General features: G+C 66.3%; 24 protein-coding genes and 1 pseudogene. 8 read left to right on the forward strand and 17 right to left on the reverse strand.

Annotation, left to right across the window (positions count from 1 at the left end):
• Positions 1-59 precede the first annotated feature (59 nt).
• Positions 60-593 (forward strand): hypothetical protein, encoded by a 534-nt coding sequence (locus NV263_RS30785; protein WP_450104037.1) that lies wholly within the window; start codon positions 60-62, stop codon positions 591-593.
• Between the two features lie 229 nt (positions 594-822).
• The gene (locus NV263_RS04455; RefSeq protein WP_263251247.1) at positions 823-1,620 is read left to right on the forward strand and encodes a DUF4231 domain-containing protein; all 798 of its coding nucleotides are present in this window, start codon (positions 823-825) and stop codon (positions 1,618-1,620) included.
• Positions 1,621-2,141: 521 nt separating this feature from the next.
• On the opposite strand, the gene NV263_RS04460 is transcribed toward NV263_RS04455, so the two are convergent.
• The 6 genes from NV263_RS04460 to NV263_RS04485 form a co-directional block, all read right to left on the reverse strand.
• Positions 2,142-3,803, reverse strand: a complete 1,662-nt coding sequence (locus NV263_RS04460; protein ID WP_263251249.1) for a recombinase family protein — start codon at positions 3,801-3,803, stop codon at positions 2,142-2,144.
• Positions 3,804-4,002: 199 nt separating this feature from the next.
• A complete protein-coding gene (locus NV263_RS04465; RefSeq protein WP_263251250.1) occupies positions 4,003-4,242 on the reverse strand; it encodes a hypothetical protein in 240 nt (79 codons plus the stop codon).
• 482 nt (positions 4,243-4,724) lie between these two features.
• Positions 4,725-5,603 (reverse strand): replication-relaxation family protein, encoded by an 879-nt coding sequence (locus NV263_RS04470; RefSeq protein WP_263251251.1) that lies wholly within the window; start codon positions 5,601-5,603, stop codon positions 4,725-4,727.
• 846 nt (positions 5,604-6,449) lie between these two features.
• Complete coding sequence (locus NV263_RS04475) at positions 6,450-7,334, reverse strand: NAD-dependent epimerase/dehydratase family protein (RefSeq protein ID WP_263251253.1); 885 nt, start codon at positions 7,332-7,334, stop codon at positions 6,450-6,452.
• On the reverse strand, positions 7,331-8,323 hold the full coding sequence (locus tag NV263_RS04480) for a nucleotidyl transferase family protein (RefSeq protein WP_263251255.1): 993 nt from the start codon (positions 8,321-8,323) through the stop codon (positions 7,331-7,333). Before NV263_RS04480 ends, NV263_RS04475 begins: the two co-directional genes overlap by 4 nt.
• The gene (locus NV263_RS04485) at positions 8,308-8,721 is read right to left on the reverse strand and encodes a hypothetical protein (RefSeq protein ID WP_263251257.1); all 414 of its coding nucleotides are present in this window, start codon (positions 8,719-8,721) and stop codon (positions 8,308-8,310) included. Before NV263_RS04485 ends, NV263_RS04480 begins: the two co-directional genes overlap by 16 nt.
• A 71-nt stretch (positions 8,722-8,792) precedes the next feature.
• Here NV263_RS04485 and NV263_RS04490 point away from each other — a divergent pair, with 71 nt between their 5' ends.
• Entirely contained in the window at positions 8,793-9,887 is a 1,095-nt protein-coding gene (locus NV263_RS04490; RefSeq protein WP_263251259.1) for an IS630 family transposase, read from the forward strand.
• Here NV263_RS04490 and NV263_RS04495 read toward each other — a convergent pair.
• The 7 genes from NV263_RS04495 to NV263_RS30565 form a co-directional block, all read right to left on the reverse strand.
• The gene (locus NV263_RS04495) at positions 9,876-10,478 is read right to left on the reverse strand and encodes a hypothetical protein (RefSeq protein ID WP_263251261.1); all 603 of its coding nucleotides are present in this window, start codon (positions 10,476-10,478) and stop codon (positions 9,876-9,878) included. The genes NV263_RS04490 and NV263_RS04495 overlap by 12 nt on opposite strands.
• 52 nt (positions 10,479-10,530) lie before the next feature.
• Complete coding sequence (locus NV263_RS04500) at positions 10,531-11,550, reverse strand: tryptophan--tRNA ligase (protein WP_263251263.1); 1,020 nt, start codon at positions 11,548-11,550, stop codon at positions 10,531-10,533.
• A gap of 5 nt (positions 11,551-11,555) precedes the next feature.
• Positions 11,556-12,587 carry a glycosyltransferase gene (locus tag NV263_RS04505; protein WP_263251264.1) on the reverse strand — a complete coding sequence of 344 codons (1,032 nt, stop codon included), beginning with the start codon at positions 12,585-12,587 and terminating at the stop codon, positions 11,556-11,558.
• 171 nt (positions 12,588-12,758) lie between these two features.
• Entirely contained in the window at positions 12,759-13,154 is a 396-nt protein-coding gene (locus NV263_RS04510) for a hypothetical protein (RefSeq protein WP_263251266.1), read from the reverse strand.
• 57 nt (positions 13,155-13,211) lie between these two features.
• A complete protein-coding gene (locus NV263_RS04515; RefSeq protein WP_263251267.1) occupies positions 13,212-13,592 on the reverse strand; it encodes a hypothetical protein in 381 nt (126 codons plus the stop codon).
• On the reverse strand, positions 13,589-13,726 hold the full coding sequence (locus tag NV263_RS04520; RefSeq protein ID WP_263251270.1) for a hypothetical protein: 138 nt from the start codon (positions 13,724-13,726) through the stop codon (positions 13,589-13,591). Before NV263_RS04520 ends, NV263_RS04515 begins: the two co-directional genes overlap by 4 nt.
• Positions 13,723-13,881: a hypothetical protein gene (locus NV263_RS30565; RefSeq protein WP_317630392.1), complete on the reverse strand. Its 159-nt coding sequence runs from the start codon at positions 13,879-13,881 to the stop codon at positions 13,723-13,725. The genes NV263_RS04520 and NV263_RS30565 overlap by 4 nt, the downstream gene beginning before the upstream one ends.
• Before the next feature lie 351 nt (positions 13,882-14,232).
• Between NV263_RS30565 and NV263_RS04530 the strand changes: the two are divergent.
• The 4 genes and pseudogenes from NV263_RS04530 to NV263_RS04540 all read left to right on the forward strand — a co-directional run.
• Positions 14,233-14,811: pseudogene (locus tag NV263_RS04530) on the forward strand (helix-turn-helix domain-containing protein); the annotation flags it as partial.
• Positions 14,812-14,839: 28 nt separating this feature from the next.
• Positions 14,840-15,070, forward strand: coding sequence for a Scr1 family TA system antitoxin-like transcriptional regulator (locus NV263_RS30625; protein WP_397545615.1), 231 nt, complete (start codon positions 14,840-14,842; stop codon positions 15,068-15,070).
• Between the two features lie 12 nt (positions 15,071-15,082).
• Entirely contained in the window at positions 15,083-15,283 is a 201-nt protein-coding gene (locus NV263_RS04535) for a DUF397 domain-containing protein (protein WP_263251274.1), read from the forward strand.
• A 235-nt stretch (positions 15,284-15,518) separates the two neighbouring features.
• Positions 15,519-16,430, forward strand: coding sequence for an acyltransferase domain-containing protein (locus NV263_RS04540; protein WP_263251276.1), 912 nt, complete (start codon positions 15,519-15,521; stop codon positions 16,428-16,430).
• A gap of 22 nt (positions 16,431-16,452) precedes the next feature.
• Here NV263_RS04540 and NV263_RS04545 read toward each other — a convergent pair whose 3' ends face one another.
• The 4 genes from NV263_RS04545 to NV263_RS04560 form a co-directional block, all read right to left on the reverse strand.
• Positions 16,453-17,208, reverse strand: coding sequence for a DUF2637 domain-containing protein (locus NV263_RS04545; RefSeq protein ID WP_263251277.1), 756 nt, complete (start codon positions 17,206-17,208; stop codon positions 16,453-16,455).
• Positions 17,205-17,429 (reverse strand): hypothetical protein, encoded by a 225-nt coding sequence (locus tag NV263_RS04550; RefSeq protein ID WP_263251279.1) that lies wholly within the window; start codon positions 17,427-17,429, stop codon positions 17,205-17,207. The genes NV263_RS04545 and NV263_RS04550 overlap by 4 nt, the downstream gene beginning before the upstream one ends.
• A 584-nt stretch (positions 17,430-18,013) precedes the next feature.
• Positions 18,014-18,928 carry an alpha/beta fold hydrolase gene (locus NV263_RS04555; protein ID WP_263251281.1) on the reverse strand — a complete coding sequence of 305 codons (915 nt, stop codon included), beginning with the start codon at positions 18,926-18,928 and terminating at the stop codon, positions 18,014-18,016.
• A gap of 125 nt (positions 18,929-19,053) precedes the next feature.
• Positions 19,054-19,755 carry a DUF5710 domain-containing protein gene (locus NV263_RS04560; RefSeq protein WP_263251283.1) on the reverse strand — a complete coding sequence of 234 codons (702 nt, stop codon included), beginning with the start codon at positions 19,753-19,755 and terminating at the stop codon, positions 19,054-19,056.
• Positions 19,756-20,036: 281 nt separating this feature from the next.
• On the opposite strand from NV263_RS04560, the gene NV263_RS04565 reads away from it, so the two are divergent.
• Positions 20,037-20,789, forward strand: coding sequence for a protein phosphatase 2C domain-containing protein (locus NV263_RS04565; protein ID WP_263251285.1), 753 nt, complete (start codon positions 20,037-20,039; stop codon positions 20,787-20,789).
• Positions 20,790-20,798: the final 9 nt, after the last annotated feature.

Consider the following 20,798-nt stretch of genomic DNA (forward strand, 5'->3'; position numbering starts at 1 on the left):
CCGTTACTCACCGGCGAGCGACGATACATCGTCCGGACCACCTCACGGACCATCGAGGAGTGCCGGACCAGCTGTGGCGCCTTCTGCTCAGCGTCCAAGAGCAACTGGAGCGCGTCCTCGTCGCGCGCGAGCATGCTCAATGCGCGCGCGAGGTCAATGGCATGCGTGACCTGCCGCTCGACGGGAAGGTGCGTCGGCCGCACTGCCTGGCCGCGCTCCACGACGTTCGCGACGTCACCGAGGTCGAGAGCCGCCGACAACCGGTGGAGCTTGCCGTGTTGGCATTGGTTCCAGGCTTCCTCGGTGACACGAGCGACCGGCTCGGGGTCGACGTACTCAGGCTGAAGCCCACCGCCGAACAGCGTCCGCGAGAGCCGCTGCGGAGACATCAGCGCGTCACGCACGGCCGGAACGTCGTCGTTGTTCTCTTCATCCTCGAAGAGCACCGGCTCGCCGAGCGGATCATTCAGCGTGACCCGGAGTTGACGAGCCAGCTCCACGAGGACATCGATCCGGTTGACCTGCCGCTCACCGCGCTCAACCTTGCTGACCCAGTCCTCAGACTTCCCCTCAACCCAGCAAGGACGGCCTGAGACAACCCACGACGACGCCGGTAGAACGCCACGCGTTCCCCGATGCTCAGCTCCTCACCAGCGCCACGCACGTGATCGAGGATAGCAGCGGCATAGTCTCATGACGCCCACGTCGAGTAGTAACTGGAATGATGGTGATCGATAGTGCACCTGAACGGCGGTACCGATACGCCTGTTTCAGAGCAAATATTCCTGGTCGCTGCAATCAGTTGCGACATCAGGGGGATGAGTGACGCAACCAAACGGAGATCTACATGGATACAGGGAGAAGGTTAAGGAGTATGAGCTAGCTTCAAACAGGTTAACTCGCCTCAGGGCTTCCCAGCGCGCCTACTGGGGGATGGTCATAGGAGGCGCCGTACTTGCATTACTTCTCGGGTATTCCGTCATCGTAGGACTTTGGCAACAAAAACCATTAATCACGCAGTATGTCGGCCTGCTTGTCGTCGTATTCTTGATGGCATTGGGAGGCTGGCTGGCCTGGCGGAATAGCCCCGACATCATCGAACAGAACACTACTGTCCGAAATCTCGCGCATGATAAACAAACGCTCGCGGCAAAACTCCCGCTGGATACGCCAGAGGGTCTTAGGATTTATCGAGAAAGCGCCCTTGATTGGATTGCGCATTACCGCAAGCGGGCGACGCGCAATCGGCGCATAAACAATGCTTTTCAGGGCATCATTATCGTCGCTTCTGCCGTAGCTTCCACCACAACGGCGATCACTGGCGAATTCCCGCCTATGCGCTGGGTGGCGACGGCCCTGTCGGCCATTGTTACTATCTCTGCAGGCTTGACAGCATATTTTAAGTTCCGTGAACGCGGCCATGGCTTGCAGACAACTGCAGACGAAATTGAAAAGCATTACACGGCGGCACAATTTAAGCTTGACGACTTCCAGAACGATGCAGATGAGCGGCAGCGACTTGAGCGCTTTGCGCGCTACACCGAGCGTTTGAAGGAAGAGCAGCGAAAGCGAGAGCTCCAGCTAGAGCAATCACCCGAAAAAGCCCAGGACCGCAACTAAGGCTTCGGCGCATCGTTGCCGAATTGCCCTCTACTGGATCAAGGCGCCGCCTGCGGCGGCGCACGGCCGGGGCGTTGGCTCGGCGCTTGCGCGTGCGGCCTGGCGGCCGTTCGCGCGCCGGCCACGCCCGGCCGTCGCACTGAGGGCGCCCCGCCATTCGAGCGAGCCAGCAGCCCCAGGACTTCCAGCGGCAAGCGTCGGGACGAGCGCCGAGGCTGCCGGGCTTGGTGCCGCTGGTCCTGGCGCTCGCTGCCGCGCCGCTTCCGGTCCTCGCTTCGCTCCGGTCCGGGTCGGCTTGCCAACAGACTGCGTGGTCGCCAGAGCACGGCCGGGCTTGGCGGGGCCGGTCGGCCGCGCCGCTCCGGTGACGTACGAGGGACCTGTTGGGGACGGCGAGGGCGGGGTGCCTGACGACAGTTTTGACGACAACGGCGACGACAGTGGGCACCCGGCAGCACCGTTCGACCGCGCTGACCAGCTGCAGCTAAGCAGTGCAGATCCCGCCTGCCCGTACCTGGCAGTCAAGGGGTCACGGGTTCGAATCCCGTCAGCTCCACCAAATTGGTCATTGCACGAACACCTTCCTGCGAGGCTCTGGCTGGCGTGTTGTCGCTGGTCAGGGCCTTGTTTGTGTCTGCTGCTGCCTCGGCTGTGTCGTCGTCGGTGTGGGGTTGGGGGATGCGGAAGACGGGGACGATGGTGCTGGGGCTGGTGATCTTGATTCCGGCGATCAGAGTTTCGATCAACGCTTTGCGGGTCTGGTCGGTGCCGGAGTCGATGACGTGGGTGATGTGCTCGGCGACTTCGGCGAGCGTGGCGGTGTCGGGCACGGCCGGTTCGGCGTCGAGCGCGGCGGCCAGTTCGTCGCGGCGGGCGTGCAGTTGCTTGCTGGTGGCGCGTAGCTCGGCGAGGCGTTGGCCGACCAGCTCATCGTCCAGCGTGCCTTTCTCGAAGGCTGTGAGGTAGCGGTCGATCTTGCCGTTGGTCTCGGCGATCTTGGCTTCCACACTCGCCAACTCGGCTTGCTGGGTGTGCTGTCCCGCGTGGTGTTGCCGCTGGGCTTCGGCCACCGCGTCGGCGATGAGCGCGTGGTGGTCGCGGTAGAACCGGGCGAGCGCATCCAGCACGGCCGCCTCGACGGCGTCGGCGTTGAGCCGGTGGCCGTCGCATTTGGTGGTGTCGTAGCGGGAGCGGGTGAAGCAGGTGTAGTAGCGGTAGGTCTTGTTCTTGCCGGTGGCGCGGGTGCCGATCATGGCTTTGCCGCAGGTGGGGCAGCGCATGAGTCCGGTGAGCTGGTAGTCGGAGCCGTTGGCGCGGCGGTGGGCGTGGTCCTCGCCGCGCTCGGCGAGCAGCCGTTGTGCTTCCGCGAACGTCTCGGAGTCGATCAGGGGTGGGTGGCAGTCGTTCACGGTGATCTCCCGGAAGGACAGTTCGCCGATATAGACCTTGTTCGAGAGGACTCGAAGGACTTGGTAGGCGGACCAGGTGCCGCCGGTGGTGGTGCGGTGCCCTCGGTCGTTGAGCACGCGAGCGACGACCTTGGAGCCGAGCCGGTCGTGGGTGTAGAGGCGGAAGATCAACCGCACGATCGCCGCTTCGGCCTCGTGCGGGGCGAGCCGGTGGGTGTCGGGGTTGACGGTGTAGCCGAACGGACGGCGACCGCCCTTCCAGAGCCCCTTGGCGGCTTTGCGTTCCATGCCGCCTATGACGCGGTCGATGATGGTGTCGCGTTCGAACTGGGCGAACATGCCCAGCATCTGCACCAGCATCCGGCCCATCGGCGTGGACGTGTCGAACGGCTCGGTGGCGGAGCGGAAGACGACGCCGCATTGGTCCAGTTCGTCGAGCAGGGTCACCATGTCCCGCAGGTTCCGGGAGAACCGGTCCACCCGGTAGACCAGCAGCACATCGATCAATCCCGCGCGGGCAGCGTTCAGTGCTCGTTGCAGGTCGTCGCGGTCGGTGGTGGCACCCGAGGCGTCATCGGAGAACCGCAACGCCACTTCCCAGCCTGGTTGGGACTCCACATAGGACTTCAAGCGCTCGTCTTGGGCTTCGATGGAGTAGGGCTGGTGCTCATCGTCGGTGGAGCGCCGCATGTAGACCCCGACGCGCACGGTGTCGAGATCATCGAGCCGTGGCGGGGTGTTGGGGGTGCGTCGGGCGGTTTTCGCTCGCGCCATTGAGAAAACTCCTTGCGAACTGTCGTGGTGCGGGTCGATCCCGGACCTCTTGTTGGTCCGGGATCGACCCCGAACAAGGCACCCGTGTTGGCGAACAAGAGCTGACTAAGAACTGACTAACGTCGCAGGTCACAGCCGGTGTGCCGCATGGTTCTAGTGTCTCATGTCTTTTCCTTGGAGTGAAGGGAAAATCGGTGTCTCATGCGGCGTTTTCCTCGGTGTAGGGCGGGTTTTTGTCTCCGTCTTTCCACTGGTTGATCAGGGCTGCTAGGGCGGTGACCGCGAGCCGGTATTCGTCGGCGGTCATGGGCTCGGTCTCGATCCGTTCGACCGTAACGCCGGCGGGGCGTGTGCTGCGGCGAAGCGGCACGACGTTGCCGGGGGCGTCACCAGCGCTGTCGGTGTGTTCGTGGCGGTTTTCGGGCGTGTGGGGGCACATGGCGCACCTCCGGGTGCCCGCGAGCCCGCATCGTGGGCGGGAGGTCGCGGGCGCTGGTCGGCAGCAGGGGTCAACCGTCGACGCAGCGGGCACACACCAGCCGGATCACCCGAACCCCCTTGCCATGCAAGGCTTTCCGGGGGTGCGGGCACGCGCCATGACGCGCGCTGTGGTAGCTGGCGGTGCCAGGCTGGAACACGGCCGGTGGGCTTCGACTCCCCGACTGCACGTCGGGCACCCGTCGGGGCCAGCGGTTCACCGGCCGACTGGACCGCACAGGCATCCCCGTACCGAGATCACCGGCGAGACCGAGGCGAGACGGGGTGTCTCGGCGGTCTCGTTGTCTCGATCAAGTCTCGATCATGGTCTCGGTGCCGGTCTCGTCGGAACGAGACCCACGGGGGATGGTCGACGCGAACGGTCCAGCTTTCGAGTAGTGGCACTAGGTACTGCGGAACTCGGGCTCGTCGTCGAGGATCAGTTCATCGCTTACCTCCTCCCGGCGGCGGGGCGCTGGCGGGAGGAGTGGTGGCCTCGGCGGCGTGGGCCAGCTCGCGCAGGGTCAGGCGGCCGGGCGCGCGGCGGCCCAGTGCGCCCAGGGGTAGCCAGACACGCCCGTGCACGCCGCCGGGCGTCATCGCGGCGTACTGGTCGCAGCCCAGCGCCACGGGCATGGCGGTGCCGGTGCCGAGGTGCTGGGTGATCGCCCGGCGCATGATCTGCTCACGGCGCAGCGTGGGCGACCACACCAGCGTCACCGTCGAATCGGGGAACCCGGCGCGGCGGGTGAACGGCCAGGCCGGGTCGGGCAGGCTGGTCAGCCGTTCGCGGATCTGCTGCGCGCCTACGCGCGGCGGGTCATCCAGCAGCAGCACGAACCGCAGCTCGGTGCCCTCGGGCCAGCGCCAGCGGCCGTAGCCGTCGGTGGTGGCCTGCCACGCCTTGCTCACCCGCCATGCGGAGCGCCACGCGGCCAACTCCCCGCCTGCGCCGTGTTCGTTCGGTGTGGAGGCAATCAGGCCGCAAAACCAGGTGTGCTGGGCGTCCAGCTCGCGGTAGCGCCAGCCGTGGAACAGTTTTTCCCATCGTGCGGCGATTTTCGCCGGACGCATGGCAGCCACGCCGCGCTCGGCGGCGACGATGCGCGCGCCGATCGGGCCGAGCATCCAATGCCACTCACACGAACCACCGCCCACGCGAAACGGACGGGCACGCTCCAGCACAGCATGTTGGTGCAGCACCAGGAGTCGATGCGACGCGGTGGACAGCGAGGAAAACCCAGCCAGCAACGCAAGACGGGATGTGGTGAACGTGAAATGCTCATCCAACAACCGCAGAATCCGACGATCCCGCTGCGTCAACCGAGCATCCACAGCAGACACCGCCGCCGCTGTGAACCTCCCCCCGCGTACGCCCCTCGGCGATGAGAGAGATTTCTCTATCGAGTCTGGCACGCTCACACCCCCACCAGAGGCCGCGTGACCTGCGACAAGACCACCACACGGGGCAGCGACTCTGACGGGAAGATGGACAGGAATATGGACGGGAAGATGGACGGGCGCATGAGTGGGAACCCCCACTCACCGCGCTGTCTCGCCCCGCGCCGCGTCCGGCGCAGCCTGCGCGCCGCGCCCGTTCGACTGGCTCGGGCGCCGTCGTGCCTGCCCTCGGCCATGCTCACCACCCCGCCTCGTTCGGACCGGTAGTCGCCCCTGAAGTCCGGAAAACAAGGCGGTATTGGCCCCCGACAGACGAAAATGTGGCCAAGCTCACATCGCCGCACGGGTGGGCTGTCCGTCCGCTGCTGCGTAGCGAGCGTGAACAACACCCCTCCTCAGTGTGCCAAGAAACCAATCACTACAGGAGAGGGTCAACGAGGGCCGATTTTGGACACCGACGCCCGCACGTTCACTCGAACAGAGCAGCGAGCCGAGGTTTGTTAGGCTTGCCAGTGCTGGTCGATCTGCGGATACGGCTGGAAGTAAGCCCGGTGCGCCCGCGTCGTCGTGGGACTCCGGGCATCGCGCTGTCCGCGCCGCTTCAGCCCTCGGGCCGGGAGGTAGTTGTTCCCAGGAAGTTGGAGCACGGGCGTTCCGTCCTTGCAGCGGCATGACCAGGGCCGTTGTTCCGCCGCTGGCGGCAACTCGGCAGGCAACTCATAAGTTGACCACCCAGTTGCCCACTGAGTTGACCACCGAATCGCTTGATCAACAACTGGCTGTCTCGGCGGGTGTTCCCAAGCGGCGGGCGAGCCTTCGGACGAGGTGCGGCGGGGTGTGGTGATGGTCGATTTGCCTGCGAAGCCGTCTCGGGGTGAGTGCGATGCGATGGTGGGATGCTTCCCGGTGGGCATATGGAGAGTCGCGCTGATCCAGGATCAGGCGGGCGTGCGTGTGGAGCGACTTGGCAAGTACGCGCACGAGGTCTCCGCGCTTGTCGCTTCTTCCTGGCAATCTTGCTGGGAAAGGCGGAACCATCAACCGAAACACACGTCGGTCCGGTGAGGTTGCTTGGGAGCCAATGGTGAGCGCCAACTGCTCCGCCGCTTGATCGTATGTCCAGACGACACCGGGTTTCGCGCTGGCTTCATTCGGCGTCTCGGCCAGCGATGGGAGAAGGAACGCGGCTCCAGGTGCGCCGGAGGCGGCATAGCGGGCGAGCTGGCGGCGTTTCGCTAGACCGTAGGGGGTTTGGTAGAGCCAAGGTGCCAGTACAGCGGTCGTGCTGGCTGCGATCAGCGAACACGATAAGTCCGCGGCGGCCAGTCGGTCGCGTAAGCGCAGGACATAGCCGGTGATGGCGGTGATGGAGTCTCGCATGGCGGCCACGGTGGCACGGCTGAGAAGAAGATCAACAACGATGACACGCTGGTGGACTCCGGCGATGCCGACCAGCGCGCCGAGGCTTCGGGGCCATTCGTCGGGGTTGGTGACATCGACCTGCATCCAGTGCATTCCAGATGGCCAGGTGGCGGGCTTGTTCTGGCGTGCGATGCCGAGCACGGAGATCGGCTTGACGGTCAGGCGGGGCAGGAGTCGCGTTCCGAGGCGGCCACCCGCGCCGAACACGATCACGAGGGTCTCGGTCATCATGCTGCGCTGTTGTGCCATTGGTCGGCGTATTCGATGAAGGTGTCGAGGTAGCGACGTTTGACCTGGTGCCACGGATTCGGCTCAGTGTCACGGTGTTGATAGGCGTCTCGGGCCGAATCGAGGTCCGTTTCGCTCCACCCGCTGGCGAGTTCGATTGCGGCGAGCAGGGGCGGCTGGCTGTCGGGATCGTCGGTCAGGATGCGCTCGGCCAGCGTGTCATTCGGCATACCGAGGTGTATGGCGGATTCCGGGATGCTTTTGGACATCTTGGGGTAGCCAGCAAGCCCTTCCAGGACTCGAAAGTACAGCGCGCCGATCGTGGCTTCCCAGCCGAGACTGAGATCACCAGCAGCTCCTTGCCGCTCCAGGACCAAGCGGGCAAGTTCAGTGAAGTACGCCTCCTCCAACCCGGAGACCATCAAGGCGTGGCCTGTGCCGTTTTCGGCTGGTTCCAGCACGTCGGCCACGGTGTACAAGGAATCCACGGTGATGCCAACTTCGCTGCCGAGCAGACCGTGCGACTCATACAGTTCAAGCAGGCTTTCGCTGTTGTCGAGGAAGTCTTGTCGCGTCAGGTAGCGAGCGATCTTGCCAGCACGCGCGAGGTTGGCGAAGTCCAAGTGCGAGCGCAGGTTTGTGCGCGTCTGGTCCAGTCCGATGCGGCGGAGAAAGCTCAACATCTGATCGCGTACCGCTTCTAGTTGGGACCACGGCACATTACGGGAGTTCCACGCGCCCAGTTCGGAGACGATGACCGTCATCGGGGCGTCAAGTCGGCGTTGCAGCTCGATCACGCCGAGCATCACCGACAGCGTGCCCGCCGTGGGTGCGTTGGTCGGACCGAAGCCGGTGATGATGTGGAGATCACTGGCCGTAGCAGGGGCAAGCACGGACTCAGCCCCATTGGCGTGGGAGAACCGCCGCATGAGCGGTCCCAGACGATCGCGGATCATGGCAGGGGCCGCGTCTGCGGTCAGCTCGCGGTACATGAGCGTGCGGTGTCCTTCCGGGATTGCAGGCGTGCCAGGAGACGTTGCGCTCGACCACTGCGGCGGGCTTCCCGCACTCGGGCCAGCGCGTCCGTGAGGGTGAGTTGGCCGTCGTGCGCGGCGGTCAGGACGAGGGCGGCGTTGTGTTCGGCAAGGCCGACGCGGGCGGGGTGCCCGTTGGGGCTGAGCGCGTCGACGACGGCGTGCGCGTTGGCGGTGTGGTGCGCGCGGTGGGCGACCGCTCGTTTCCATCTTTCGTCAGGTGGAGGCTGGACGCGGCGTGACTCCTCGACCCGCCCGCCGTGCACCGTAGCCATGTACGTCGTTCCGGCAGTGCCCGACTCGTCCATGATCTCGTCCGTGTTGATCTCGGTGGCTACCGCGAACCCAGTGGTCAACGCGGGACGTATGGCGTGCAGCGTGGTTGCTGCTAGTGTCTTGAGTCGTAAGTTTGTTGTATATTTTGGGGATGGGTCGTCGAGGTCCGCGTCTGCCGGAGTTGGTGTTGACCGATGCTGAGCGGGAGACGCTTGAAGGGTGGGCGCGTCGTCCGAAGACCGCGCAGGCATTGGCGTTGCGGGCACGCATTGTTCTCGCTTGCGCCAGCGGAATGTCCAATATGGACGTATCGCGGGAGTTGCGGGTGTCGCCGCCGACGGTGACCAAGTGGCGGCGCCGATTCGTGGACGATCGGCTGGAGGGTTTGTCGGACGAGCCGCGTCCGGGGGCTCCTCGTACGATCACCGATCAGCAGGTCGAGCAGGTGATCAACAAGACGCTGGAGGAGGCTCCGCCCCACCGCGACACGCACTGGTCGACCCGTTCGATGGCCGAGGCGGTGGGGATGTCGCAGACAGCGATTTCCCGGATCTGGCGGGCTTTCGATCTCAAACCCCACCTGGTGCAGACCTGGAAGTTGTCCACCGATCCGGAGTTCGTGGGCAAGGTCCGTGACGTGGTCGGGCTGTATCTGGACCCGCCAGAGAACGCCCTGGTGCTGTGTGTGGACGAGAAAAGCCAGATGCAGGCCATCGACCGCACCGCGCCGATCCTGCCGGTCATGCCCACCACGCCGGCGCGGATGACCCACGACTACGTCCGCAATGGCACCACCAGCCTGTTCGCCGCCCTGGACGTGGCCACCGGCACGGTGATCAGCCAGCACCACCGGCGGCACCGCCACCAGGAGTTCCTGAAATTCCTCAAAACGATCGACAACAACACCCCCGCCGACCTGGACCTGCACCTGATCTGCGACAACTACGCCACCCACAAGACCCCCGCGGTCAAAAAATGGCTGCTGCGCCACCCCCGGTTCCACGTGCACTTCACCCCCACCAGCGCCTCCTGGCTCAACCTCGTCGAACGCTTCTTCGCCGAACTGACCAACCGCAAACTCCGCCGATCCGCCCACCGCAGCGTCGCCGCTCTCGAAGCCGACGTCCGCGCCTGGATCAACGACTGGAACAACGACCCCACCCCCTTCGTGTGGACCAAAACCACCGACGAAATCCTCGAATCCATCGCCAACTACTGCCAACGAATTAACGACTCAGCACACTAGAGCCACGTTCCGATGCGCGAGTCCGTAGAGGAACCGGGAGGCGGCCACGGCGAGCACTGCTACGGGCATGAAGAAGCTCAGCGGGCTGAGCACGTGAAACACGCCGTCGTATTGGCCCGCGTAGGCGGGGCAGAAGGCGGCGTAGGAGACGAACCCGATCCCGTCGCGTTCCACCGCTGGCCCCACGGTCGCCGGATCATCCTCGATCGGGATACCGAGCGTTTTGAGCACGTCGGCTGCTCCGGAAACGGCGGACACCGACTGTGAGACACCCTTGACGACGGGCACTCCGGCGCTGGCGGCGAGCAGACTCGCGGCCGTGCTGACGTTGAAGGTCTTGAAGGTCTCCTTGCCGCTGCCAGCGACGATCACGGCGCGGTCCGGCACGGCGGTCGGCGAGGTGATGTGTTCGGCGAGGATAGGATCAAAGTTGATCACCTCTTGCCACAGCAAGGTCAGTAACGGCACCGATAAGCGGGTGCCGTGCATCAACTCGCTGGACCATCTCCGCCATCGGTTCTGGCTCTCCTTGGATGTCTGGGCACGCAAGATCGACCGCAGCTCAGCGGCTGCGGCGGCGCTGGCCGCCACGCGATGTCCCCCTTACGCGGCCGTCCCGCGCGGCGTGACGCGGGACGGTTGGCTACTTGATACCGATCGCCTTGCGGACCTGATCTAGCACGGGCACCGCTCGCTTGCGAGCCTTTTCCGCGCCTGCGGTCAGCAGCGCGTCCAGCTCGCTGTCCGGAGCCATCAAGGCGTTGTAGCGCTCGCGTAGTGGGCTCAGTTGCGTGTTGAGGACATCGAAGAGTTGGTTTTTCAGCTCGCCCCAGCCCATGCCTCCTGCTTGCAGGCGTCGCCGTGTCTCGGCTGCGGTCTCGGCGGGAGCGAACCGCTCAAGGATCTGAAAGACGTTCGAGCTGTCGGCGTCTTTGGGCTCTTCCACCGGTGTGGAGTCAGTGGGAATGCGGCGAACGAGCTTCTTGAGCTGGGATTCGCTGCAAAACAGCGGAATCGTGTTGTCGTAGGACTTGCTCATCTTCCGGCCATCGACTCCCGGCAAGGTGTGGCCGGTCTCGGCTTCGGGCACGATCGCCTGCGGGACCTTGAACTTGAAGTTGTCGCCGTATACGTGGTTAAACGAGCCCGCGATGTCTGCGGCGATCTCCACGTGCTGCATCTGATCACGCCCGACTGGCACCACATCCGTGCTCATGATCAGAATGTCTACCGCCATGAGCACCGGGTAGTTGTACAGGCCCATGTTGATCCCGGCGTCGAGATCCGCCTTGCCAGCCTCCTGGTTGCGGTCGCGGGCCGCCTTGTAGGCGTGCGCCCGGTTCATCAATCCCTTGCCGGTCATGCAAGACAAGATCCACGTCAACTCGAAGATTTCGGGGATGTCCGATTGCCGGTAGAAGACCACGCGATCGGGGTCGAGACCTGCGGCGATCCATGAGGCGGCCACCGAGCGGGTGTAATGCCGCAAAAGTTGCGGATCACGAACCGTAATGAGCGCGTGATAGTCGGCGATGAAGTACATCGCCTCGTACTCTTCCGCGAGCTTCAGCGCTGGCTTGATCGCACCGATGTAGTTACCCAGGTGTGGCTCACCGGTGGGTTTGATCCCCGTCAGGGACATCTTGGCAGGTGAAGTGGACATCGACCTCACATCTTCTCTGGACGGTGTTGAAAGTACAGCTCGTGGTGGGCATCGAGAAGCCACCGATGCTCGGCGGTGCGATGCCTGCGCAACTCCGAGCCATCACGCTCAGGCGAGGGCAGCGATAGCGTGCGTTGAAGGTGATCAGCGAAGCGGTTCGGTTCGTCCAGCGCTCCCAGCGGAAACCACTCCGTAGGACAAGGGGGTCCTTGCGCGAGTTGTGCGCGCAGCGTCGGTACGTCCGGAGCCAGCACCCGCAGCCCCAGATCCCGCGCCAACTCAAGCTGGCCTGAGTGCGTGATGTGGCGATACGGCAACACCAACACCGAGGACTGGCGACACCACGACGCTAGGTCATCTGGAGGCACCACGTCACTGCGTGTGCTGATCCTCAGCTCTGGCTCGGCTCGTCCTACCTGGTCCAGCTCGGCCAGTACCGAGGCATACCGATCGCGGTCCGCCGCTGACACCGACCGCACCAAGACCTGCAACGGTGGCCGTGCGGGCAACGTGGCCCAGGCGCGCACCAAGGCCAGCAAGTCGCGGTTCGGCCTGAGAGCCCCGAACGCGGCCACTCCCTGGCCAGCAATGGTTCTGTCTTCGAGCGAAGAAAGAGGCAGTGCGGCCCCATGCGGAATCACATGCACTGCGGACTCGGGAACGCCAATGCTGCGAGCCAGCTTGAGCGCCGCTGGCTCGGTCAGGGTGGCGACCGCCGCTGCCCGACTTGCAGTCAGCGCCGTCTTCCGGTCAAAGGCAGCGCGATCTCTCTCGATGTCCGGTACCAAATCGTGCGCGGTGAACACAAGTCGCTTCTTCTCGCTGGCCGCGCGTGCCGCGAGCCGTTCAATATCGTTGATGGTCGCCAACTCCACGGAGTGCAGGTGCGCTACATCGAAGAAATCCCATGATGGCCAGGCCGCCAACTCCCCGATCTGAAGCGGTCGCCCGGCTGGTGAGGGCGTGGGCGCGAACGCCGGACCCGCGAGCTTGGCGACGTAGCTTAGGTGGGAGGGCACATGGAAGACCCGCAGCATTGGTCAGCCCTTCGGAGCGGCTGACCTCACCTCGCGTGTGTCGCGCCACCACCAGCCACGGACCGCAGAGGTACCGCTACCGAGAGGTAGCGCAAGCCGGTACGCCTTGCGGAATGACTGGTCGAACACGAACAACGATCTTACCAGCACGACCCACCGCGAGCATGTTGATTATCCCACGTCGGCGGGTGTGTTGGCCTCGGACGGGAGCCAGACGAGTCGGGCGCGGACGTGACTACCGAAGTGGAAGGCACGGAGCGCGCTCTCCGGTGCACGCAGGCTCATCCTCAGCTTGCCCTGGAGTGAGATGACTTCGGCGTGGTCGGCGAAGGCCATCCCCCAGGCCGCGATCTGGGCGTCTACGCGATCGCCGTACTCCTGGACGATGGCGAACAGTCGGGGTGCCGCGTCAGCGACCATGCGTTCCAAGATCGCCGCGAAGCGATTCGCGTCGCACATCGGCGGGGTGCCAGTGGGGTCGGGCACGAACGCATCCAGCGGATGGCGGTGTTGCGGCTGCTGGGCGGGGGCTTCCGTGGGTTCCGTCTGGGTCGGTACTGGTGCCATGCCTGCCTTCCTCCGGTTGACGGGACGGGCACGTGTTCGGCGTCGGTGGAGCGATGATCACGGGCCGCTCGCCTCGTGTGGGGGCCATTCCGGCTCGGCGGTTGTGGTCGGGGGGACGTAGAGGCGCTTGCGCGAGCTGGCGGGCGTGTTGCTGGTGGCGAGTAGCCAGTCCAGGGCGTTGACGGCGTAGCCGGAGCGGCGCTCCACGATGCGGCCGTGATTGGCGGGTTGGTTGTAGTCGAAGCGGGCTTCAGCGCGGACGGCGTGAGCGAGTCCGTTGGGCCGTAGCGCTAGGTATTCGACGTATCCGGCGCGCACTCGCCACAGCCGGGTACCGATCAAGATGCCGCCGTCGTCGGCGTCGGGCAGGGGGCGGAAGCCTTCGGCGTGTAGGCGTCGGCCCAGGTCTTCGGCTGTCTCGCGGGATAGTGGGCTCATCGCTGCTGCTCCTTGCGGGCGTGGCGTGCGGCGATCTGGCCGTCAACGCGGGCGCGGTAGATCGCCGCAGTGAGCCGGAGCAGGAACACCAGCGCGGCGATCACCACGAGGGCGACTTGCGCGGCGGGGCTCATGCGTGCGCTCGCTCGATCGGGATGGCGTGCTGGTGCTCATCTCGCGTGGCGGGCTCATCCAGCGCGAACACCACATCCCGCAGCGCGCCCCGCAGCCGACCGGCCTGCAACGGGTCCAGCACGGCGACCTCACCGGGCGGAAAGACCAGCGCCACCCGGTCGTCATCGGTGGGTATGACGAGGATTTCGCCGCGTCGCCCCGCGATGTCCCGGCACCTAGCTACCCACTGACCTGGTGCGTTTCGTCTCCACCGCATGATCGCTCCCCACGGTCGTTTGGGTGGGTCCGGGCCAGGTCGGGGGGGGCTGGCCCGGACCGCGTTGGTTGTCGGCGAGGCTGCGGGCGGGGATTTCGGGGAAGACACCGCAGCCCCGCCGACTCCGGTTGATGCTATAACTGAGACTCAGATTCAGACACCTGTTGATCTGGCTCCATTCGAGTGAAAAACTGAGACTCAACCGACGACTCTGTGTGATGTTCCTGTGATGAGGCAGACTGGTGCGCCATGAACGAGGAAGATCCCGGCCCGATCGTTCAGCGGCTCGTCCTGGGCGAACGGCTCCGCGCGCTCCGCGAAGCCAGCGGCGTCGCGCTGGACGACGCGAACGCTCGCCTGAAGTGGTATCGGGGCAAGCTATCCAAGATCGAAAACGGCACGCTTGGGCTGAGCGAGCGCGAGCTGTCTACGTTGCTGGCCTGCTACGACGTACCGGGGCCGGAGGCGGCCCAGGTGATGCAGCTCGGAGCCGAAGCACGACGCAGGGCAGCCTCGGAGCGGGTCAACGACTGGGCCAAGCAGTACGTGCCCCTGGAGCGTGCCGCGACTGAGATCCGCTTGGTCTACAGCGAGATTCCGGGGCTGCTCCAGACCAAGGACTGCGCGAAAGCACAGCTTGCCCGGTCACCGGTGGTGCTCGCCGCCGACGTAGACGACATGGCCGAAGCCCGCGAGGAACGCGGCAACCGGCTGTTTCGGGACAACGCCCCGCAGGTCTGGGTCGTGCTCGGCGAGGAAGCACTACTGCGGCGGATCGGCACGCCCACGGTGATGAAGGCCCAGCTTGAACGGCTGCGGGAGATGGCGAAGCTACCCACCGTCTCAACTCCGGGTCGTGCCGTTGGATCATGGACCGTATGCGGGGCTGAGCTGCCCGTTTACGTTGCTGTGGATCGAGAGAGCGAGGGCGACGATTGCCTACGTCGAGACGTTGACCGGCGCGGACTATGTCAAGACCACACGGGCCTATAGCCTCGCGTTCGAACAGGCCCAAGACGGCGCGCTGAACGACGACGAGACACTGACGCTGCTTGACCGCTACATCGCGGGCATCGAGAGTGAGTAGGGAGAAGATCACATGGCGGTTTCCGACGACGGCCTTCAGTGGCGCAAGAGCAGCTACAGCGGTGGCGCTCAGCAGTGTGTCGAGGTCGCGCAAGCGCCGGACGGTGGGCGCTGGCTGCGGGATACCAAGGACCGCAGCCGTCCCGCCCACTACTTCACCGCCGCCGAGTGGGACGCATTCACCAAGGGCGTCAAGGACGGCGAGTTCGACTGAGCCACCCGGCGAGCACGCGGGGCATCTGGAGGAGCCCAGATGTCCCGCGTTGCATTTGTTCACTCCCAGGGCACGGAGACGCCAAATTTGACTCGCGCCGACCATCGCGCCCGGTCGATCATGCGGACGATGTAGCTGTCGGCACGCGGTTCGGAGGCGTTGTATGCGGTGGTCTGCGCTCAGCGCGGCCTCGGTGAAACACGGACTCGGGCTCTCTGACGACTTTGACGTTCTCTTGGACGAGCTATCGGGTCTGGCCCCAGAGCCCGACACCGCGCATCTTCCGAATCCTGCCGAGGCGGCTGCCCTCCTGGCACGGCTGAAGGTCGCGTCCGTTGATGTCGCCGAAGCGGTCGCCGCACTGCCGGACCCTGACGTGCACCCAAAGTTGTGGTGGTTGCTGGAACGGTGCCGCCATCGACTCATCACGGACATGGGCGGAACCGAGTTCCCGACTCCCTGGCCACAGCTCCCCAGCACGCTCGGGCCGGTCGGCCGGTACTTCTACCTTGCCGTCGTGCTGGCCACCTTGCCCGCGACGCGACGCTTCCACACCACCCACGGGATACCCGACGAGATCGCCTGGGCATCCTTGGCCGATCTGGGAGAGAAGGTCGGCTTGCACCGCCGATTCTTCGGCGTCGGCGGCTTCGACCGTCAGGACTGGTTCACACTGCACTTCCGGGGCGTGCTCTACGCGCTCGGACGGCTCCAGTTCAACCTGACCGCGATCCCCGCCAACTTCGACGGACTCACGCCGGAGACTCCAGCCCTGGGCCTGCACCTCCCCGAAACCGGCGGCCCGATCACGCCACAGGCCTGCTTGGCGTCGTTGAGCTTGGCGCGGCAGTTCTTCTCCCGTCACTTCGGGATCGACTGTGGAATCGCCACCTGCACTTCGTGGCTGTTGGACCCGCAGCTCGCCGACTACCTGCCTGACGACTCCAACATCATCCAGTTTCAGCGGCGATTCCGGCTTCTGCCGGAAACCCGCAACGGCAACGCAGACATCCTGGGGTTCGTCTTCCGGCGCATCAACCCGGGACTGGACACGTTGCCGCAGAACACGACACTGCAACGCGCGGTCGTCGCACACCTGCGATCCGGTCGGCACTGGCATGTCCGATCCGGCTGGATCGAGCTGTAACCAGCCGGACCGGACGGCTCGCTCACGAAGCGCTCACTGCATCAGCCGAAGCAGCCCGAAGCAACGGCTTGCCCAGCCGCTCCGGCTGGCCCGGAATCCAGCCACGCTTGCGCCACCTACGCAGGACGCGGCGTCCGTAATTGTTCGTCCCGGCGATCCGGTCCAGCTCCGCACCCGTCGGCGTGCGCCCCTTGGTCCGCTCGGTCTGGTAGTAGGCCCACATCCGTTGTTCGGCCGTCGGCTCCGGTTGCTGGCGGGACTGGCCCGAGACCAGCGAGAGCGTCACAGGCCGCTCGGTCTCGATGCCGGTCTCGCGGGTCTCGGTGGTCTCGTTTCGGGTCTCGTTGGTGGTCTCGGCGTGGCGGCGCTTGAGCGCGCGGTTTAGCAGCTCGACCGAGAGCAGCAATGCCAGCGGCGGGCAGGCGGCCACCGCGATCGCCAGCACGCTCAACTGGGGCGCGGCGGCTACGTTGGCGCAGAGCGAGAGGGAGACGCCGAACAGAAAGGAAAGCCACGCCGACCACTGACCGCCGCCGTGTCTGCGTGCGCGGTGTCCGGTCTTCCACAGCTCAACCGTGGCGGTCATCAACATGCCGTCCACGATCAGCGGCCAGATCGCTGCTGTGATCTCGTCCGCGCCGAACCGCAACGCGAACTCCCGGCCGTGCCGGTACGAGGCATAGGCAGCGCCGAGCGCAACCAACGCGGTGCAGGCGCACTGCAACCACAGCGCCCGATCCCGCCGAGAAGCCTGAGCTTTTGGCTCGGTGGCGGTCATCGGCGACCACCACCCACACGGCGACCCATCGTCATCGGGTCGACTCCGGCCAGCTCGGCGCAATGGTCGACGCAGGCGAACACCTGCGAGCCGGTCATCGACCGGCCGACCGGAACCGACACGGAGCCAGGGGCGCGCAGGTAGTCGAGTCCGCAGATGATGCAGGCCAGCCCATCGGCCTGGGTTGCGGTCAGCCCGGTGATGACTTCTTCGCGGTTCACTGGGCACCACCGCCCGAGAACACGCGACGGGTACCCACCGGCTTGATCTTGATCTCAGGACCTTCCGCCGTGAGGGTGTTCGTGTTCTGTAGCGTTAGGCCCACGAGGCGGCGGATGTTGCTCGCCGCGGGTGCGGCTTCGCCGTGGCCCGACTTGTTAGTTGCGGGGGCCGAGCCCCCGCGGACCCCCACGGTGCGGTGGCCGTTTTCGACGGCTCCGCACCGTTTGTTTTGTTCCCGGCCTGGTCGCGGACCAGCCCGCCGGCGTCGGCTTCCGCCGTCGGGGTGTTCGTGTTCTGTGGCGTTAGGCCCACTCGATCGAAGGCGAATCCTGCTCGGCGGGGTTCGCCTTCGCTGTTTTTCGATCTCGTCCTGTCTTCTGGGGGTGCGACTCCCAGGTTCCGCGCGGGGAGTGCCCCGGAACCCTGTCGCCGTGGTTGCGGGTTCGAGCGAATTCCTCCGCCCTCCACCGCACAAGCCCGCCACCGGATGTCAGTGGCGGGCTTTTTGGTGGCAATCCCCGCTCGTGGCGCGCTTTCCTCGGTGCCCCGAGGTGGTCGAAGGCGTTGGTGTGCTGGCGCTTCGTCAGTGCGCAAGGGTGTCGCGGATCGCCTGGACCACGGCGTCCGGCCGGAGCCAGGCGATGGCCGAGTGCCCGGCATCGTCGAGGCGGCGGACCTCGGCTCGGGGGAGCGCTGCGGCCAGGTCGGTGTAGAGCCGGTGCTTGGCCCGGTGGGACTCGGCGGCCGATTCGCGGGCCTCGGGCGGCGCCAGCTCCTCGGCGAGCGCGTCCGGACCCATGGCGGACAGGAAGATCAGCGGCACGTCGGGATCGGGCCCGGCGTCGCGAACCTCCGCGAACAGGTGCGGCAAGTTCGTCGGCTCCCGCAACGATCGGCGGTAGGCATCGCTGCTGAACCCCTTGTCCAGCAGCGGTTCGCGGATCTCGGCGGGCCAGTCGGCGAGCGCCCGGCCGACAGCGGTGCGATGCGCGGTCCGCATCGCCTCCCTCTGCTCGGATGGGAACAGCTCGTCGGCGTTGCCGTGCCTGAGGCGCCGCGAGGTCTTCTCCGGCAGGTAGTCGACGATGTCCTCGTGAGTCGGGTCGAGCAGCACCAGGCCGGCGACCTCGCCGGGGAAGCGCTTCGCGTAGAGCCGCGCGTACAGGCCGCCGAGCGAATGCCCGACCAGCACGCACGGGCCGGGCACGGCCGCGACGTGCAGCAGTTCGTGCAGGTCGTCGGTCACCTGCGTGCCGCTGCGCGGCAGGTCCACCACGTCGCTCCAGCCCAGGCCGAGGCGGTCGTAGAGCACGCTCGTGGTGAACTCCGCGACGAGGTTGTGCACGTTCCAGTAGTACAGGCCGAACATCCCGCCACCGGCCAGGAACACCACGGGCGGCCCGCCGGTGCCGGACTGGTGCAGCAGCATCGCTGCGCCCGAGACCTCGTAGCGCGTGCCCAGCGGGGCCCCGGCCGCGTTCGCGGTGATCTCCGCCATGCCCTGGCACTCCTTCCGTCGAGAACCTGATCAACGCACCGGAGCTGGTGGGCCCACGGGGTCGCCTGCGCGTGCATCGCCCAGGAAGATAAGTCCAGTAGCGGTGCAGGTCTCGGCCAAGGCGGTCAGAACTCGCGCTGCTGCCGGAGGTTCTCCTCGGCGACCGCGGGGCGCTGGTCGGCGTCGGGTGGCGGGTTCAGGGCGATGCCCGCGCTGGTCAGCATGGTGAGGTCCAGGGTCCACGTGACCGCCGAGCGCCGGTGCCACAGTTCGAAGGCGGCTTCGACGTGGGCTTCGGCGTCCGCAGTGGACATTCCCGTCACCTGGCGGAGGTGGGCCATGGCCCGGTCGCCGACGCCCCTGAGCTGGGCGAGGCCGAAGTGCGTCGTGGTGTGGCAGTCGGTGCAGAGGCAGATCAGCCGGCGCAGCGCCTGGGTGCGGGTCCGGTCGTCGTAGGCCCACCTCTCGTGGGCCTCCAACCAGCGGCGCGAACCGCGGTCCTCGCGGTTGCCGCAGATCTCGCAGCGCTGCCCGGCCCTGCCGGTGATCATTCGCCGCAGGCGCTCCCAGTCGCGGCGGGCCACGCAGGAGCGGACGTTGGTGAACCAGCAGGACGACGGGACCAGGTCCACGAACAGGCCCGCTCCGAAGGCGCGGTCCTCACCGGGGAGCAGGTCGGGCACGTCCGGCAGGGCCGCCCAGCGCTCCAGGTCGGTCATCCCGGTGCGCGGTGCGTACCAGCGCTTCTCCGCCGGATCCCACCGCGCTCCCAGGGATTTGGCCTCGTCCTTCTCGGCGAACGGAACGTCCAGCCAGATGCGCGTCATCCACCCGCCCCCGGTTCGCGGTCGATCACGCCGTCCAGACTACCGATGATCAAACCCGCCTTCGGCGGTTCTCCCTCCGGGCACGACCTCGAACGCGACCGTCGCGGGGCCAGAGCTGGATCGTCGTGCGCGGGCCGCTCCCCGCGCGCGGTGTTACGGTGGCCGCCCCCGGAGGAGCGAGGAGGTGCTCTGTGGGAATCGACGACCGCGCCCTTCGGGCCCGCACCGCCCCGCACGGGCTCGACCGGCGCCCGTGCCACCTCGGCGAGCACTGATCGCGGATGCAGGTCTCCTACGCGAGCATCCCGACTCCGGGGCGGACCAACGAGGACTGCGTCGTCGCGGGGCCGCGCTGGGTGGCCGTCCTGGACGGGGCCACCGCACCGTCCGGAGTGGACAGTGGTTGTGCCCACGACGTCCCGTGGTTGGTGCGCCACCTCGCCGCCGCGCTGGCGAAGAACCTCACCGCCTCGGACGGCCCGCTCCCGGACCTGCTCGCGGACGCGATCAGCGAGACCTGCGCGGCGCACGCCGCCACGTGCGACCTCACCAACCCGTCGAGCCCCTCGGCGACCGTCTCGGTGCTGCGCGAGAACGGGACGGTCGTGGAACACCTGGTGCTCGCCGACAGCCCGATCGTCCTCGACATCGGCGGCGATGTCGTCGCGATCGTCGACGACCGGCTGGACCACCTGCCCGGCTACACCGTCGACGAGGTCCGCCGCCACCGCAACGCCCCGGGCGGCTTCTGGGTCGCCAGCACCGCCCCGGAAGCCGCCCACCGGGCCCTGCACGGCACCCACCCGACCGCCGACGTCCGCCGAGCAGCCGTGCTGACCGACGGCGCCTCCCGCTACGTCGACCGCTTCGCCCTCGCCGACTGGCGCGGCCTCCTCGACCTCCTGCAACGCCACGGCCCCGCCGAACTGCTCACCCGCGTCCGCGCGGCGGAGGCGATCGAAACCCCCGACCAGCGCCGCCGCCACCGCGGCAAACCCCACGACGACGCGACGGCCGCACTGGTCGTCTGGTGAGTGCCCGCC

Origin of the sequence: Saccharopolyspora rosea (assembly GCF_025643595.1) — a bacterium.
GTDB classification, from domain to species: Bacteria; Actinomycetota; Actinomycetes; order Mycobacteriales; family Pseudonocardiaceae; genus Saccharopolyspora; species Saccharopolyspora rosea.